This is a genomic window from Ostreibacterium oceani (genome assembly GCF_009362845.1).
Taxonomy (GTDB): Bacteria; Pseudomonadota; Gammaproteobacteria; order Cardiobacteriales; family Ostreibacteriaceae; genus Ostreibacterium; species Ostreibacterium oceani.
The window spans coordinates 1-14198 of record NZ_WHNW01000001.1; the positions used below are offsets into that span (position 1 = coordinate 1).

At 44.8% G+C, this 14198-nt stretch carries 14 protein-coding genes and 3 tRNA genes; 5 read left to right on the top strand and 12 right to left on the bottom strand.

The features are described from left to right. Positions 1-138: 138 nt before the first annotated feature. From GCU85_RS00005 to GCU85_RS00015, 3 genes are all read right to left on the bottom strand, one after another. Positions 139-369 carry a hypothetical protein gene (locus tag GCU85_RS00005; protein WP_152808069.1) on the bottom strand — a complete coding sequence of 77 codons (231 nt, stop codon included), beginning with the start codon at positions 367-369 and terminating at the stop codon, positions 139-141. After that, on the bottom strand, positions 370-1248 hold the full coding sequence (locus GCU85_RS00010; protein WP_218110433.1) for an SMI1/KNR4 family protein: 879 nt from the start codon (positions 1246-1248) through the stop codon (positions 370-372). A gap of 134 nt (positions 1249-1382) precedes the next feature. Beyond that, entirely contained in the window at positions 1383-1778 is a 396-nt protein-coding gene (locus GCU85_RS00015) for a hypothetical protein (RefSeq protein WP_152808071.1), read from the bottom strand. A gap of 178 nt (positions 1779-1956) precedes the next feature. Between GCU85_RS00015 and GCU85_RS10210 the strand changes: the two genes are divergently transcribed. Further along, positions 1957-2088 carry a hypothetical protein gene (locus GCU85_RS10210; RefSeq protein ID WP_268965552.1) on the top strand — a complete coding sequence of 44 codons (132 nt, stop codon included), beginning with the start codon at positions 1957-1959 and terminating at the stop codon, positions 2086-2088. Here the strand turns inward: GCU85_RS10210 and pssA are convergent. The 4 genes from pssA to GCU85_RS00035 all read right to left on the bottom strand — a co-directional run bounded on the left by pssA (position 2076) and on the right by GCU85_RS00035 (position 8106). Then, positions 2076-2825: a CDP-diacylglycerol--serine O-phosphatidyltransferase gene (gene pssA / locus GCU85_RS00020; RefSeq protein ID WP_152808073.1), complete on the bottom strand. Its 750-nt coding sequence runs from the start codon at positions 2823-2825 to the stop codon at positions 2076-2078. The genes GCU85_RS10210 and pssA overlap by 13 nt on opposite strands. A gap of 1 nt (position 2826) precedes the next feature. Continuing rightward, a complete protein-coding gene (locus GCU85_RS00025; protein WP_152808075.1) occupies positions 2827-3906 on the bottom strand; it encodes a DUF2333 family protein in 1080 nt (359 codons plus the stop codon). A gap of 45 nt (positions 3907-3951) precedes the next feature. Further along, a complete protein-coding gene (locus GCU85_RS00030; RefSeq protein ID WP_152808077.1) occupies positions 3952-6753 on the bottom strand; it encodes a valine--tRNA ligase in 2802 nt (933 codons plus the stop codon). Between the two features lie 63 nt (positions 6754-6816). Next, entirely contained in the window at positions 6817-8106 is a 1290-nt protein-coding gene (locus GCU85_RS00035; protein WP_152808079.1) for a multifunctional CCA addition/repair protein, read from the bottom strand. 173 nt (positions 8107-8279) lie between these two features. On the opposite strand from GCU85_RS00035, the gene GCU85_RS00040 reads away from it, so the two are divergent. Genes GCU85_RS00040 through GCU85_RS00050 form a run of 3 tightly spaced genes read left to right on the top strand, consistent with a single transcriptional unit; the run spans position 8280 to position 10665 of the window. Then, positions 8280-9248, top strand: a complete 969-nt coding sequence (locus tag GCU85_RS00040; RefSeq protein ID WP_152808081.1) for an SPFH domain-containing protein — start codon at positions 8280-8282, stop codon at positions 9246-9248. A gap of 5 nt (positions 9249-9253) precedes the next feature. Continuing rightward, on the top strand, positions 9254-9703 hold the full coding sequence (locus tag GCU85_RS00045; RefSeq protein WP_152808083.1) for an NfeD family protein: 450 nt from the start codon (positions 9254-9256) through the stop codon (positions 9701-9703). Continuing rightward, a complete protein-coding gene (locus GCU85_RS00050; RefSeq protein ID WP_152808085.1) occupies positions 9703-10665 on the top strand; it encodes a phosphodiester glycosidase family protein in 963 nt (320 codons plus the stop codon). Before GCU85_RS00045 ends, GCU85_RS00050 begins: the two co-directional genes overlap by 1 nt. A gap of 188 nt (positions 10666-10853) precedes the next feature. Here GCU85_RS00050 and GCU85_RS00055 read toward each other — a convergent pair whose 3' ends face one another. Then, complete coding sequence (locus tag GCU85_RS00055; RefSeq protein ID WP_152808087.1) at positions 10854-11462, bottom strand: YcbK family protein; 609 nt, start codon at positions 11460-11462, stop codon at positions 10854-10856. Positions 11463-11709: 247 nt separating this feature from the next. Here GCU85_RS00055 and GCU85_RS00060 point away from each other — a divergent pair, with 247 nt between their 5' ends. Next, positions 11710-12633, top strand: coding sequence for a glutaminase (locus tag GCU85_RS00060; RefSeq protein ID WP_152808089.1), 924 nt, complete (start codon positions 11710-11712; stop codon positions 12631-12633). Between the two features lie 29 nt (positions 12634-12662). Here GCU85_RS00060 and GCU85_RS00065 read toward each other — a convergent pair. The 4 genes from GCU85_RS00065 to GCU85_RS00080 all read right to left on the bottom strand — a co-directional run bounded on the left by GCU85_RS00065 (position 12663) and on the right by GCU85_RS00080 (position 14006). Next, a tRNA-Glu gene (locus GCU85_RS00065) sits at positions 12663-12738 on the bottom strand. Positions 12739-12901: 163 nt separating this feature from the next. After that, positions 12902-12977: transfer RNA gene (locus tag GCU85_RS00070), tRNA-Glu, on the bottom strand. Between the two features lie 28 nt (positions 12978-13005). Continuing rightward, positions 13006-13081 (bottom strand) — tRNA-Ala (locus GCU85_RS00075). A 124-nt stretch (positions 13082-13205) separates the two neighbouring features. Next, positions 13206-14006, bottom strand: coding sequence for an inositol monophosphatase family protein (locus GCU85_RS00080; RefSeq protein WP_152808091.1), 801 nt, complete (start codon positions 14004-14006; stop codon positions 13206-13208). Positions 14007-14198: the final 192 nt, after the last annotated feature.

Here is a 14198-nt window from a genome sequence, read left to right on the forward strand (position 1 = left end):
CTTCTAGCTCTTCTTTCATTAAAATAGAAAATCTAACAACATCACTTTAAGTAATAGCAACACATTAAGTAACACAGCATTTAAAATTAAAATTTATATTATTAAATAACAATAGCCTAAATGACAATATCGAATCCCTCACTCTCCGCCATTTTTATGAGGATATAGCATGATAAAATCTATCGTATTTAGCCTTGTAGTCGCCAAAACATTGCCGCTAACGTTTGCCGCTACACGCAGGCGGGGATTTTTAGCACTAAACTTCATTAAATGCACAAAGCTTGAATTAACTACTTCGTTGTTATACAAACAAAAAAACCTTCTTTTCAAGATAGCTGTTACCTGCTGGAATTCTTGTTCGTTTGTCATCTATCGTCCAAATAATTTTGATAAAAGCCCTCTCTTTACTGGCTTTTCAATTCCCCAAATTAATTCGGTTTCGTGTCTTTTTGTTCTGTCAATGTTAGGTCCAAATTTACCCCACGCAAATCCACTTTGATTTGGTTTGTTTCGCAAGCCGGCAACTACAAAATTGTCAGGAAGTGATAATGCAAATTTTTTCAAAGTTGTGTCGTTGGATTGTCTTGCGTTTTCAAGTTCAATAAACCCATTGTCTTTACTCCAAATGTCCATAACCACTTTTTCGTGAATTATGCCAAGGTTTGATTTATTACCGTTTTTTCCAAAGTCATTAACGTGTTCAATAAATTGCGTTAAGTTATCTGAATGTTTTGCAATAACTGCTGGGTCGTGGCAGACATAAAAAACGCCTCCCCAATTTCCGTTTTTGTCAACGTCTAAAATCCAAAAATTTCCAAATCCATCTCCCGCAAGTTCAACTGAATTAGGAAAAAACTCTTCAAATCCAAACGTTCTAACTCCGTCAAATGTTACTTCTTCAAGTCCGAAAAATTTAAAGCCACTTGCAAATGTTAATAATTCTCTTATTTCGGTCGGAACTTGTCCTGTCGGAAGTCTTTTTGCTAATTCGTTTATTTGTTGGTCAGTCAAACCTTCTTTAAGTTCAGCTTTATATTCGTATCCATCTTCGGAAACAAATTTTTCGGTCAAGATAGATTTTAGTTTTTCTGTTGTTGTCATATTTTTTGTTTTGCCGTTAGTCTTGTTGTCTGTCTTGAAGTAGATGGAATGGTTAAGAGTGTCAATGTCTGGATACTTTGTTTTATAATAAGGTTCAGGATTGATATTGTTCCCTTCTTCGTCAGCAAAGTATTTTAGTTCCCCCATAAACAACACCACGAATTGTTTGTCCAACGAATATTTGTCGGCAGTCCTTTTCGTATTTGATATGCTTATTTGATAGTGTCATTTTTTTGTACTTATTATTCTTTTACTGAGCGATTTTTTCATTATTAGAAAATTTAATTTTTTCTCAACTTCTTTTTTACTAAAAATGTAATTACACCTAAAACAATACTTCCTACAAATACAAAAAATCCATAAATAGGGAATGCTATAAATATTAATCCGGTTTCTCTTAATGGGCCATTTACTAAAACTGCAAAACTGATATATAAAAGAGCTAGGATATTACAACTTGAAATTGCAAAAAATGAGAATTTACTTACAAAATCAAAAATATTATTTTTATTAAGCAATAAAGCAAAAATTCCTGAAAAAATTGACCATCCCATAATAAATAAAGGCCCCAAAATAATATCTTTAGAATCTGCTATGTCTAGGTCTTTACTAAGAGATGCCCAGCTTAAAAGTAACTGAACTATTAAAAGTATGATTATCAGTTTTTTTGTTTTCATAAGTATGTTTTATATAATTATTTCCCTGTATTAAAAATCTCTCTGCAAATTATTAAATCGTTTAAAAAAATGATTAGACGCAACATCCGATAAACGAATAGTCGTTTATCGGGGCTATCGGTTATTCGAAAAGGTTCGTTTATTCGTCATCATATATGAGATATGGGTACAAAGCAATATGAGCCGCAATCCTTGTTGTTGGTCAGGGTGCTTGATTGGTGGGGTTGCCATGCACTGCGGTTATGGCGTTGCGGTTATGGCGTTGCGGTTATGGCGTTGCGGTTATGGCGGTAGCGTTTATTTGCGGTAGCGTTTTAGCACACGGTAGCTTTTTCGAATAGGGCCGTGTAGGCTATAAATCAAAAAAATAGAAAACAGTACAGTGGCTGGGTTAATCGAGATTAACGCAAACACTAACACCAGTGCCAAAGCGCCTAAGAAGGGCATTTTGCTTTTTAGGCTAATGTTTTTAAAGCTGTAGTACTTGATTGGTGCGACCATCATGACGGCACAAAATAGGGTGATAATAATGCTCAAAAAGACGACATTACCCCCCAATATTGAAAACTCAGTGCCTAACCAAATAAATCCTGCAACGGTTCCTGCGGCAGATGGGCTAGGTAATCCGATGAAAAAATTGGGGTTAGTCTGGGCAATTTGCGAATTAAAGCGGGCTAAGCGCAGTGCGGTGCAAGCACAGTAAATAAAGGGGATAATCCACGATAGGCGCTCGGGTAACCAGCTGATATGTTCTGTCGTATGCAACGACCACAAATACATGATAATCGCTGGCGCAGCACCAAATGATAGCAAATCAGCTAAGCTATCAAATTGCTCGCCAAAGGCAGATTCTGCACCAATGAGCCGTGCAACCCGACCGTCCAGCCCATCGAGTAACATGGCAACAAAGATACAGATTGCCGCCGTTTCGAACTCGCGATTAATCGCCGATAGAATGCCATAAAACCCTGCCATGAGCGCGGCGGTGGTGATTAGGTTTGGCAGTAAATAGACGCCGTTTTTCTTTTCGCGTGGCGGACGATTCATACTATCCCCGTTCAAGTAGCACGCTCAAGTCAATCATAATCGCATTAGCGCGCGATAAATAAGACGCCATAATCAAGGAATGGTTCGCCATCATGCCAAACCCTTCGCCGTTTAGGATAATCGGGCTCCAGATGGCTTTTTGTGTGCCTTCGAGTTCACGGATAAGCTGTCTGACGAATAACGTGGCGTTTTTATCCTCAAGAACTGATTGAAAATCAATTTCGATGGCTTTTAGTTGGTGGAGTAATGCCCACGCATAACCACGGGCTTCATAAAAGTTATTATCGACTTTAGTCCATGGTGTTTTAGTAAATAGTTGTTCTGGTGTTTGCGTTGACTGTTCGGCATTTTTATCGCCTGCAAGGCTCAAGTCTGAATGCGTCATGCCGACGCTTTCGCTGAGTCGCTGTGAATACGAGCCTAAATTGGGCGCTACCACATTGAAATAACGCGCCAAATTATCAGCGCGGGCATAAAACTGGGCATTGCTGGCGTTGTCGTCGATAATGCGATTTAGATAGCGATTGAGGGCTTGGCTGGCTTTTTTGTATTCTTTTTCGGGGCTGGGGAGCATCCATTTGTCTGAATTAATACTGAGGCGGTTTTCGACTTCGGCTAAATCCTCGTCGAATTTGGTTTGTGTGCCAGAGGTTGAGAAGTTATTCCGATAAATCTTTGATAAATCGCGTAAATTACGCAAAACACCCCATTCCCATTCGGGCATGTTATCCATCAGTAGACCAGGCGGTAAAATATCATTGCTGATATATCCGCCGTTTTTATTGAGTAGCGTATCGATCAAATGAATATTGACCGCTGTCAGCGCCGTGCCAGTTTTTAAGCGAGATTGTCCGTCACCGATGCGTTCTGCGGGCAGATAGCGGGTAAGTGCTTCGTTGGGTGTAATGACATCCGGTTCGCGCGACCAATAAAACATGAGTAGCGCATTAATCAACACATAAGTCCCCACGACTAACGAAATACGCCAGCCCCAGTTTTTTTCTCGCCACGTGCTGGGTTTGTATAGATTGGCGACTTTGTTGGCGCTTTTGGTTGATTTTGAAAATAATTGTTTAAACATGGCGGTTCTCTGTATGGTGGCTCTCTGTATGGCGGTTCTCTGTTGCTATAAAGCTGAAATCTTAGCGTATTGCGTTGTCAGGCTATCGAGTTTGGATTGTTGTTCATCGCGCTGCTGGCGTGTCTGTGTGACGAGTTCGGCGGGTGCGTTAGCGACGTACTTTTCATTGCCAAGCTGCCCATTTAAGCGCGTAATGCTCATGTTGAGCTTATCCATGGCTTTTTGTAGCCGTTCGAGTTCGGCGGTTTTGTCAATGAGTCCAGCGAGTGGAATGTGTAGTTTCATCTCGCCAACCAACGCGATAGCGGATTCTGGCGGTTGGCCTGTCAGCGTTTCAAAGCAGGTAAGCTTGCCCAACGTTTGGATGAGTGGCGCAAAGGTTTGGATAAACTGCTGGTCTGTGGCGCTCGCGTTTTCAATCATCACGGGAATGGATTTGCTGGGCGCAATGTCCATTTCGCTACGAATTTGACGAATACCGATGAGCACTTGTTGCAACCATTCAGTTTTCGTCACTGCTTGCGCATCGGTTGTATCGACTACCGCAGGGTATGCGGTTATCATCAAGCTATCGTCGGTTAAATGCAGCTTGGGTTTGACGGATTGCCAAATTTCTTCGCTGATAAAAGGCATCAGTGGGTGGATTAAGCGTAGCGTTTTCTCAAGCGTGGTCAATAGCGTGAGCTGAGCGCCAGCGATAGCAGCTGAGTCATCGCTGGCTAAAATGGGTTTGGTGAGTTCTAGATACCAATCACAATAATCGTGCCAAATAAATTCATAAATGGTTTTGGCAACGACATCAAATCGGTATTGCTCAAAGGCGGTTTGGATTTTTTGGTTGGCTTGGTTAAACTTGCTATCAATCCATTGGTCAAATACCGAAAACGTGGGGTTAACCGCGTCTAGCTCGAAGGTTTCGGTTTTCATCAAGACAAAGCGTGACGCATTCCACAGTTTATTACAAAAATTACGATAACCCGTTAATCGTTGCATGTCCCAGTTAATATCGCGCCCTGTCGAGGCCAATGCCGCCAGTGTAAAACGTAGCGCATCAGTGCCGTGTGGCGCAATACCATCGGGGAAAGCCTTGCGGGTTGCGTTGTCGATTTTTTCTGCCAACTGCGGCTGCATGAGGTTGTTAGTCCGTTTAGCAGCAAGGCTATCTAAATCAATCCCATCTATCATGTCTAGCGGGTCAAGCACATTGCCTTTAGATTTTGACATTTTATTGCCGTTTTCATCACGGATGAGCCCAGTGACATAGACGGTTTTGAATGGCACTTGGGGTTTACCGTCATCGTCTTTGATAAAGTGCAAGGTCATCATAATCATCCGTGCGACCCAAAAGAAAATAATATCAAAGCCCGTGACTAACGTATTTGTCGGGTGGAATAAGCGTAAATCAGCCGTTTTTTCAGGCCAGCCCATGGTTGAAAATGTCCATAGAGCCGAGCTAAACCACGTGTCGAGTACGTCTTCGTCTTGTTTGAGCGTGATATCTGCGCTTAGGCCGTGTTTGTCACGAACACTGGTCTCGTCACGACCAACATAGACATTGCCTTGGTCATCGTACCATGCCGGTATGCGGTGTCCCCACCAAAGCTGGCGCGAAATACACCAGTCTTGGATATCGCGCATCCAAGCAAAGTACATGTTTTCATACTGCTTGGGCACGAATTGAATCTCACCATTTTCGACTGCTTTGATTGCAGGTTCGGCGAGCGGCGCGGCTTTGACATACCATTGATTGGTTAAATAGGGTTCGATAACGGTACCGCTTCTATCGCCATAGGGGCGCATTAAATCATGGTCTTCGACTTTTTCTAAAAAATCGTTGGCGTCTAAATCGGCGATGATGGCTTTTCGCGCGGTGAAGCGATCCATGCCTTGATAACGCGGTGGTGCATTGTCATTCATGGAGGCGTCATCGTTGAATAAGTTGATGATTTCAATAGACTGGCGTTGCCCAACTTCATAATCATTAAAATCGTGTGCAGGGGTTATTTTGACACACCCTGTGCCAAATTCAGGATCAGGGTAGGGGTCGGTGACAATGGGGATGGTGCGGTCTGTCATGGGGACATGGACGAATTTGCCAATCACCGAAGTGTAGCGTTCATCGTCTGGATGCACCGCTAGGCAGCCATCGGCGAGGATAGTTTCGGGGCGTGTTGTGGCGATATGCATAAAGCCGCCACCAAAGGTTTCGTCTTTATCGACAAACGGATAGCGTACATGGTATAGGTGGCCTTTTTCGGCTTTGTTTTCGACTTCTAAATCTGAAATCGCCGTTTTTAATACGGGATCCCAGTTAACTAGGCGTTTGCCACGGTAGATGAGTCCTTCTTCAAATAGACGGACAAAGACTTCCTGTACGGTATTTGATAGGCCTTCATCCATGGTGAATCGCTCGCGCGTCCAGTCGGCGGATGCACCTAATCGTCTGAGCTGGTTGGATATATTGCCGCCTGATTCGGCTTTCCAGTCCCAAATTTTATCGATAAACGCCTCGCGTCCGAGGTCGTGCTTTGTTTGCCCCGTTTCTTTGTGGAGTTTGCGCTCGACGAGCATTTGTGTGGCAATGCCTGCATGATCCGTGCCAGGTTGCCAGAGCGTATTTTTACCCAACATGCGGTGGTAACGAATCAAACAATCCATGATGGTGTCTTGGAAAGCATGCCCCATGTGCAGGCTGCCGGTTACATTGGGTGGCGGAATGACGATGCTATAATTGTCATCTTTGTGATTATTGCGATTTGCTTCGCTGCGAGGGGAGAAGTAGCCTGCGGCCTCCCATTTGGCGTACCATTTTTGCTCAATGTTTTCAGGTTGGTATGTTTTTTCCATGGATTGTTTGTTTGTGTTGGGTTACAAGTAAAAGGCAATTATAGCATTGCTTGCTTGCCATTGTCATGGCTTACTGGTGTTAGTTTGGTTTTGCGTGCTGGACAAGGCGTGTTTAATAAAGTTGAGTTGCGCTTGGTGAATGCGCTGCCCGATGACGGCGCCACTGAGCGTTGGGTCAACATGCGCGGTGGTATCAAACTGTTGGAATTGATAGGCGAGTTTTAGCGCGGCTTTTTGCTTGGGGTAATCGCTGTCCTCGTAGCCTGATCTGCCGCGAACATCGGCGATGCATGCCTGAATAAATTCTGCAAATTGACGGGTGTCGTGTTGTACGCCAAAGGCTTTGAGCAGGCTTAGTATTGTTTTTGGCGTGAGTTCGTTAAAGCGGTGAATATGCGTGTGGTATTTCGCGGTTTTGACGGCAAGGTCACGAAATTTTTTGGGCACTTTAAGGCGATTGCTCATGGACTTGGCAATGTCTGCACCACGGTCTTCGTGCCCGTGGTGGCGCGGTAATAGGTGGGGGGGCGTGGTTGCTTTGCCCAAGTCATGGCACAGCACGGCATAGCGTGCCAGTACCGATGTGCCACGCTGTGCGGCATCGGCTAAACACAGCATCACGTGTTTGCCCGTGTCAATCTCAGGGTGATATTCGGCACGCTGAGGCACACCAAACAGCGCATCGACCTCGGGGAAGATTGCCGCCAGCGCACCACATTCGCGCAATACCATAAAAAACACGTCAGGGTGGTCGGTGGATAGGGCTTTAAATAGCTCTTTGGTGATGCGTTCTGGGACAAGGTGATGGACCTCGCCTGCGTTTACCATAGACTTCATTAACGCCATTGTTTCATCAGCGACAGTAAAGCCTAGCTCATGAAAACGTGCCGCAAAACGCGCAATACGCAAGATTCTTACTGGGTCTTCAGTAAAGGCGTCGCTGACATGGCGTAGTATTTTTTGTTCAATATCGCGTTGTCCGTTAAATGGATCGATGAGTTGTCCGTGGCTGTCTTCGGCAATCGCATTAATGGTTAAATCACGACGTTGTAAATCCTCGGTTAGGGTGACGTTTTCCGTGTTGACGGCAAAGCCGTGGTAACCTTGGCCTTGTTTGCGCTCAGTCCGTGCTAAGGCGTATTCTTCGTGCGATTCGGGGTGCAGAAATACGGGGAAGTCCTTACCAACGGGCTGAAACCCCGCTGCTAGCATTTGTGCAGGCGTTGCGTTGACAACGACATAATCGTGTTCGGTCAGTGTTGAATCGGTCGTAAGCCCTAGCAGGCGATCTCTGATAGCGCCGCCAACGAGATAGATTTGGGCATGGTCGAGGTCGGGTGAGGCGTGTGGCATAAAAAATCGTATTAGTCAGGCGTTGTTAAAAGATGTTGATAAAAGGCGTTGTTTAAAAGGTGTTGTCAAAAAGGCGTTATTATTCATTTAAATAGGTTCGTTTAAGTATTTGCCGTGTTTGTATTGTATAATGTCATGCGTTATAAACTAAACGATTTAATCAGGAAATGTCAATGCAACAGTTATTTTCTTCGCTGGGTTTAAATGGTGCTGTGGTCTTTAGTGTACTGTTTTTTGTGCTTGTGCTATGGGTAATTAAGCGCGGGGTGTATTTTGTGCCACAAGGATATACCTTTGTTGTGGAACGCTTTGGTAAATATGTACAAACGATGCCACCTGGGCTGCATTTGATTGTCCCGTTTGTCAATCAGGTCAGCGCACGCGTCAATATGAAAGAGCAAGTCCTCGATGTGCCATCACAAGAAATTATCACCAAAGATAACGCCATGGTAACCGTTGATGGTGTCGTATTTTATCAAATAGTCAATTCATCAGAAGCCGTCTACGAAGTCGATAACCTCGAGTATGCCATTCTTAATTTGACTTTGACCAATATTCGTACCGTCATGGGTTCGATGGATTTGGATGAATTGCTATCAAAGCGCGATGAGATTAATGCACGGCTATTGCACGTGGTTGACGAAGCAACCTCGCCGTGGGGTATCAAAGTGACGCGGATAGAAATCAAAGACATCGACCCGCCGACAGATTTAGTCAATGCGATGGCGCGACAAATGAAAGCTGAGCGTGAAAAACGTGCCAATATTCTCGAAGCGCAAGGCCATCGTGAATCAGCGATTTTAAAAGCCTCAGGCGAAAAAGAAGCGGCGATTTTACAAGCAGAGGGCGATAAAGAAGCCGCTTTTAGAGAAGCCGAAGCCAGAGAGCGTCTCGCCGAAGCCGAAGCCAACGCCACGCGAATGCTATCAGAGGCGCTACAAACGGGTAATGACAAAGCGATTAATTACTTTATCGCGCAAAAATATGTCGAGGCGTTGGGGCAATTTGCCAACTCGGAAAATCAAAAGCTGATGGTGCTTCCTATCGAAGTCACGAATTTAATGGGCACGATTGGTGGTATTGCTGAAATTGCCAAACAAGCGACTAACCAAACGCCTTCGTCCGATAAACACACAGGGTAAGCCTTATGGACTGGTTGATTGATCCGTTTTTTTATAATTGGTTAATTTTGGCGATTATTTTGTTGATTGTCGAGGTAGCCACCTTTACTTTGCTCTTTTTATGGCTAGGCATTGCTGCGTTAATAATGGTTGTCATTACGTGGACATTTCCTGATTTATCTATGCCGTTACAACTGCTGTTGTTTGCAATATTGTCGCTATTATCGGTGGTTATGTGGTCTTTGTTATTCAAAAAACGCCAAGCCAAATCGGGTAGCTTAATCATGAATAATCGTGCGCAGCGCTATGTCGGGCGAACCACCGTATTGATAGAACCCATTGACAATGGGCGTGGCAAGGTACAATTAGACGATAGCTATTGGCGAGTTGAGTCGTCTGTGGATTTGCCGATTGATACGAAAATCCGTGTGGTTGGTTGCCGAGGCACAACGTTGTTGGTTGAGGCCGCTGATTAATGCAAAAATCGATATGCAGTGCGCCGCCATCAATAACAGCACGCTGCCTATTTATCGTTTTATCGGTACTGAGTGTTCAATCGGCGTATGCGGCTTGCGAAGTGATCAGTGATGAGGTGGCTAATGGTCAAGTAGTCAATGGTGGAGTCAGCGATAAAAAACAAGTCGCTGGCATGTCATCTGGTGATAATTCGCAGGCGGTTTGTTCGGTTTTTCAGTGGCGCATTAAAGAGAAAGCGAGCAAAGGGGAAGCGGGTAAAGGGGAAGCGGGTAAAGGGGAAACGAGCAAAAATGGCGCGACTGATAATAAAACCAGTGAAAAAAAAACAATAACCGCTGTCAGAGTTAATCCTAAGCACGTCACGCTGCATTGGCAGGACGCATCAAATCAGCCTTATACTCGACTTTCCCCGTTACAATCCGCGCTAGCGTCCGCGGGAAAAACGGTGTTGGTCCTCATGAATGCAGGGATTTATTCGGCAAACCAACAGCCTGCTGGGCTGCATATCGAACAAGGGCAGCAATTAAAATCACTCAATACACAGTCGGGCAAAGGTAATTTTCATTTGATGCCCAATGGCGTTTTTTTGATTAATGAAAAAAACCAACCGAGTATAACTACCACGGCGGCGTATCAGCGCTATCATGCCAGCGGCTCCATTCGTTTGGCGACACAATCAGGACCGATGCTGGTGATTGATGGCAAGGTTAACGCGCAGTTTATCCGAAATAGTCAGTCTCTCTACATGCGTAATGCGGTTTGTATAACATCAGCGCAGCAGTTGTATTTTGTGGCGACTCAGCAACCGATTAATCTGTACGATTTTGCGACGGTGTTGCGGCAAAATGATTGCGACAATGCCTTGTATTTAGACGGTAGTATCTCTAAGCTCTATATTGATGGGGTGAATACACTGTTTCATTTTCATCCGTTTGTGGGTATTTTGGCAGTGACGGTGTGATGAATTAAAGTAATCAATTCATCAACAACCCAATTCGTCAATAACCCACCAATAATGCATCAACAATCAAGCAATCAGTCTATCAAGCATTGTTATTAAAAAACCGCCGATTAAGGCGGTTTTTTTATCTGTCAGTCTGTCTGTCGGTTTAGTGGTAACAGCCTGGCGGCAACAGTCTGGCGGTCAGTCTAGCTGTAAGTCCATGTCCGAACAGGACCAGAGTCAACATGAATGTAATTGGAACCAGGGTAGTAACCGACACCACCTGCTTTGAGTGCAAGCGCAATCTGCCTTAGTTGTTTGGATGAAACGTTTTTGACTTGAAAGTCCATGGCTTTAGCGCGCATATGGTAGCTTTTTTTAGCCACATTTTTTGAACGGCGTGAAAGCATTTGGTTGGTTTTGGGGGAGCGATAGCCACTCATGACCTCTAGTCGTTTGCCTTTGCCGATGTTGAGCATGACCGCATGGACAATGTCCAGCAGTGCAGGGTCAATTGGTTTGACTTGGTTTTGTCTGAAATCACGCATGAATTTGGACACAAGGTCAAGCGACTCGCGGATATAACCGTCAATGGGTGTCCAATAGACGGTGCGGATTTTTTCGCCCGTATGCGGGTTACTCATCATTAACAGGCGGTCACGTTTGCTCGCGGCTTGTGCAAGCTGAGGACCAACCAGTAGCCCTGCGGTGATGACGCTAGTTTTCTGTAAAAAACGGCGTCTATGGCTGTTAACGCAACAGGGGCAATCTGGCCCGTGTGCTTTAACCAACTGAGTTTCTTTTAAAATATACATAAATAGCTTATAATTAGTTTTTTTAGTTTATAGTTTTTAGTGTGCAGACAAACGATGCTAGTGTTAGCTAATTTGAGACAGCATATATGATTTTCTGACTTTTAGCAATTAAATATAATTAATATTTTTTCTGATTATACCACAATTAAGTGTTTATTTAGTGAGGTTTGCAGTGAGGTTTGCACTTTTTTATGGTTGTTGATTGGGTTGTTAATGCATTTTTGTTGGTTTATTTGAGGGGTTACTGATGGTTTATTCGCCTTTGTCTGATGCGGTGATGCAGGCTTATAATACGGTGTTTGAGACGCCTGATTCGGGTTTATTAGCCACCTATATCCCCAAGCTCGCCACCGTCGATCCAAATCAACTGGGTGTAGCGCTAACGGCGGTCGATGGCAGTCAAATGACGGCAGGCGATAGCGATAAATTGTTTTCTATCCAAAGTATCAGCAAGGTCTTATTGCTGTGTTTTGCCTATCGACAGTTAGATGCGAAGACGTGGGAGCGGGTAGGGGTTGAGCCGTCTGGGACGGCGTTTAATTCATTATTACAGCTAGAAAGTGACGCAGGCATTCCACGTAACCCGTTTATTAATGCGGGTGCGCTTGTTGTTTGTGATTTGGTGCTGAGTCTTTATCCGCACGCAGATGCACAATTGCTGGCATTTATCCAATGGCTTGCCGATGATGATACAATCACGTACTCGCCAGAAATTGCCACCTCTGAAAAGCAAGTCGGTCATCGCAATAAAGCATTGTGTTACTTTTTAAAATCGCTAGGCAATCTGCATAATGACCCTGAGGTCGTGTTGGATTTTTATTTTAATCTTTGCTCGATTGAAATGTCATGTAACACGTTGTCACGTACGTTTTTGTTTCTTGCTAATGGTGGTCAACACCCAACGGACAACAAACAAATTTTAACCACAAGCCAAGCCAAACGCATTAATGCCGTGATGCAAACCTGTGGTTTTTATGACGAGTCAGGTGAATTTGCTTTTCGGGTTGGGTTACCTGGGAAAAGTGGCGTGGGTGGCGGCATCGTTGCTGTCTATCCAAAGCGCTATGCCGTGGCAGTTTGGAGCCCTAGGTTGAATGAAAAAGGCAACTCTTATCGTGGAATGCGGTTTTTAGAGACGTTAACCAGTTTGACAGGGCAGTCGGTTTTTTAGCCAACTGTCAGATGAAAATATAGATAAAATGGCGTCCCATAGGGGATTCGAACCCCTGTTGCCGCCGTGAAAGGGCGGTGTCCTAGGCCTCTAGACGAATGGGACATCTAGGTAGTCTGACGATAGTCATAGCGACCTTGCGTCAGGCATCAATCAGTCGACGGTTAATCGATTGCTGTTTAATTGGTTACCGCTTAATTGGTTCTTAATTGGTTGCCGATTAATCGATTGATGCAATGCAGGCTTATTGCAATTGTTCAGCTTTAAATGGCGTCCCATAGGGGATTCGAACCCCTGTTGCCGCCGTGAAAGGGCGGTGTCCTAGGCCTCTAGACGAATGGGACGTCTGTTAATGCTGATACCAAGCAAACTTGGTGGAGCTAAGCGGGATCGAACCGCTGACCTCAACACTGCCAGTGTTGCGCTCTCCCAGCTGAGCTATAGCCCCAGATGCTTGGAAAAGGTATTATAAGAACTGCCCAGCGTTTGTCAAACGAATTCTCGGTTTTTATGTTATCCAAGGAGTGACGAGTGTGCGTGTGGGTAGTAAATTCGGCAGTTGGACGCGAGGCTTAGGCGTGCTGGTGTAGTGTTTTTATTAATTTTTTATAGACTTTGGCGGGGGCTGCAATAATATTACCGCTGTCTAAATAATTAAAGTTACCCTCGATATCACTGACGATGGCGCCTGATTCTTGAGCAATCAGTGCGCCCGCCGCGATATCCCAAGGCGACAACCCGAGTTCAAAATAGCCGTCAACTCGCCCGCTGGCGACATAACAAAGGTCTAATGCGGCTGAGCCTGTGCGCCGAATGTCTGGAAATAGATTAAAAACGGCATTGATATTTTTGATTTGCGGGGCCAGCGCGTCTGGCGTTTTAAAAGGAAGCCCTGTGGCGATGATAGCGTTTTCAGGCGGTGTTTCACTGACGCGGATGCGGTGGCCATTCAGTGTTGCGCCTTGTCCTCGTGCTGCCATAAATAATTCATCGGTAATGGGCTGGTAAACCAGTCCTGCTTCGAGTTTGTTGTTTTTTAGTAGGCCGATAGAAATCGCAAAATGGGGAAAGCCTTTGATGAAGTTGGCTGTTCCGTCGATGGGGTCAATCACCCAGCAGTAAGGTTGTTTGGCGGATGTGGTCGTCGTAATATCGGTGTTTGCAAGGCTTTCTTCTGCCAAAATGGCGTGGTCGGGGAATGATTCACGGATAACGCTGATGATGGCGTGCTCGGCGGCAATATCGACTTCGCTGACAAAGTCGTTGGGCTGTTTGCTGCTAATCTGTATTTTGCCACCTTGGTCGTATTGGCGGGTGATTAATTTGGCGGCTGCGTCGGAGGCGCGTTTGGCAATGGTTAGCATTGGGTGCATAAAGCTCTCCACAAAGGGTTAGGGTTGATTGATGGCGGTCTTGATAAGCGACCAAAGCGTATATTGTAGCGGAATTTTGCGATAGATGTCACGGCAATTGTGCGTTTTGCTTTGTTTTTGAATGCGGTCTAATCTAGCGCACACGCTAAAGCGCAATCATTGCCGTGGCGCATGTTGCAGTAGCGTATGTTG

What these genes read in the sequence shown, in the direction of transcription:
- GCU85_RS00080 (WP_152808091.1), bottom strand. Translation starts at nt 14,006, where the DNA reads ATGCACCCAATGCTAACCATTGCCAAACGCGCCTCCGACGCAGCCGCC.
- GCU85_RS00010 (WP_218110433.1), bottom strand. Translation starts at nt 1,248, where the DNA reads ATGGGGGAACTAAAATACTTTGCTGACGAAGAAGGGAACAATATCAAT.
- GCU85_RS00055 (WP_152808087.1), bottom strand. Translation starts at nt 11,462, where the DNA reads ATGTATATTTTAAAAGAAACTCAGTTGGTTAAAGCACACGGGCCAGAT.
- GCU85_RS00060 (WP_152808089.1), top strand. Translation starts at nt 11,710, where the DNA reads ATGGTTTATTCGCCTTTGTCTGATGCGGTGATGCAGGCTTATAATACG.
- GCU85_RS10210 (WP_268965552.1), top strand. Translation starts at nt 1,957, where the DNA reads ATGAGCCGCAATCCTTGTTGTTGGTCAGGGTGCTTGATTGGTGGGGTT.
- GCU85_RS00050 (WP_152808085.1), top strand. Translation starts at nt 9,703, where the DNA reads ATGCAAAAATCGATATGCAGTGCGCCGCCATCAATAACAGCACGCTGC.
- GCU85_RS00015 (WP_152808071.1), bottom strand. Translation starts at nt 1,778, where the DNA reads ATGAAAACAAAAAAACTGATAATCATACTTTTAATAGTTCAGTTACTT.
- GCU85_RS00040 (WP_152808081.1), top strand. Translation starts at nt 8,280, where the DNA reads ATGCAACAGTTATTTTCTTCGCTGGGTTTAAATGGTGCTGTGGTCTTT.
- GCU85_RS00030 (WP_152808077.1), bottom strand. Translation starts at nt 6,753, where the DNA reads ATGGAAAAAACATACCAACCTGAAAACATTGAGCAAAAATGGTACGCC.
- GCU85_RS00035 (WP_152808079.1), bottom strand. Translation starts at nt 8,106, where the DNA reads ATGCCACACGCCTCACCCGACCTCGACCATGCCCAAATCTATCTCGTT.
- GCU85_RS00025 (WP_152808075.1), bottom strand. Translation starts at nt 3,906, where the DNA reads ATGTTTAAACAATTATTTTCAAAATCAACCAAAAGCGCCAACAAAGTC.
- GCU85_RS00045 (WP_152808083.1), top strand. Translation starts at nt 9,254, where the DNA reads ATGGACTGGTTGATTGATCCGTTTTTTTATAATTGGTTAATTTTGGCG.
- GCU85_RS00005 (WP_152808069.1), bottom strand. Translation starts at nt 369, where the DNA reads ATGACAAACGAACAAGAATTCCAGCAGGTAACAGCTATCTTGAAAAGA.
- pssA (WP_152808073.1), bottom strand. Translation starts at nt 2,825, where the DNA reads ATGAATCGTCCGCCACGCGAAAAGAAAAACGGCGTCTATTTACTGCCA.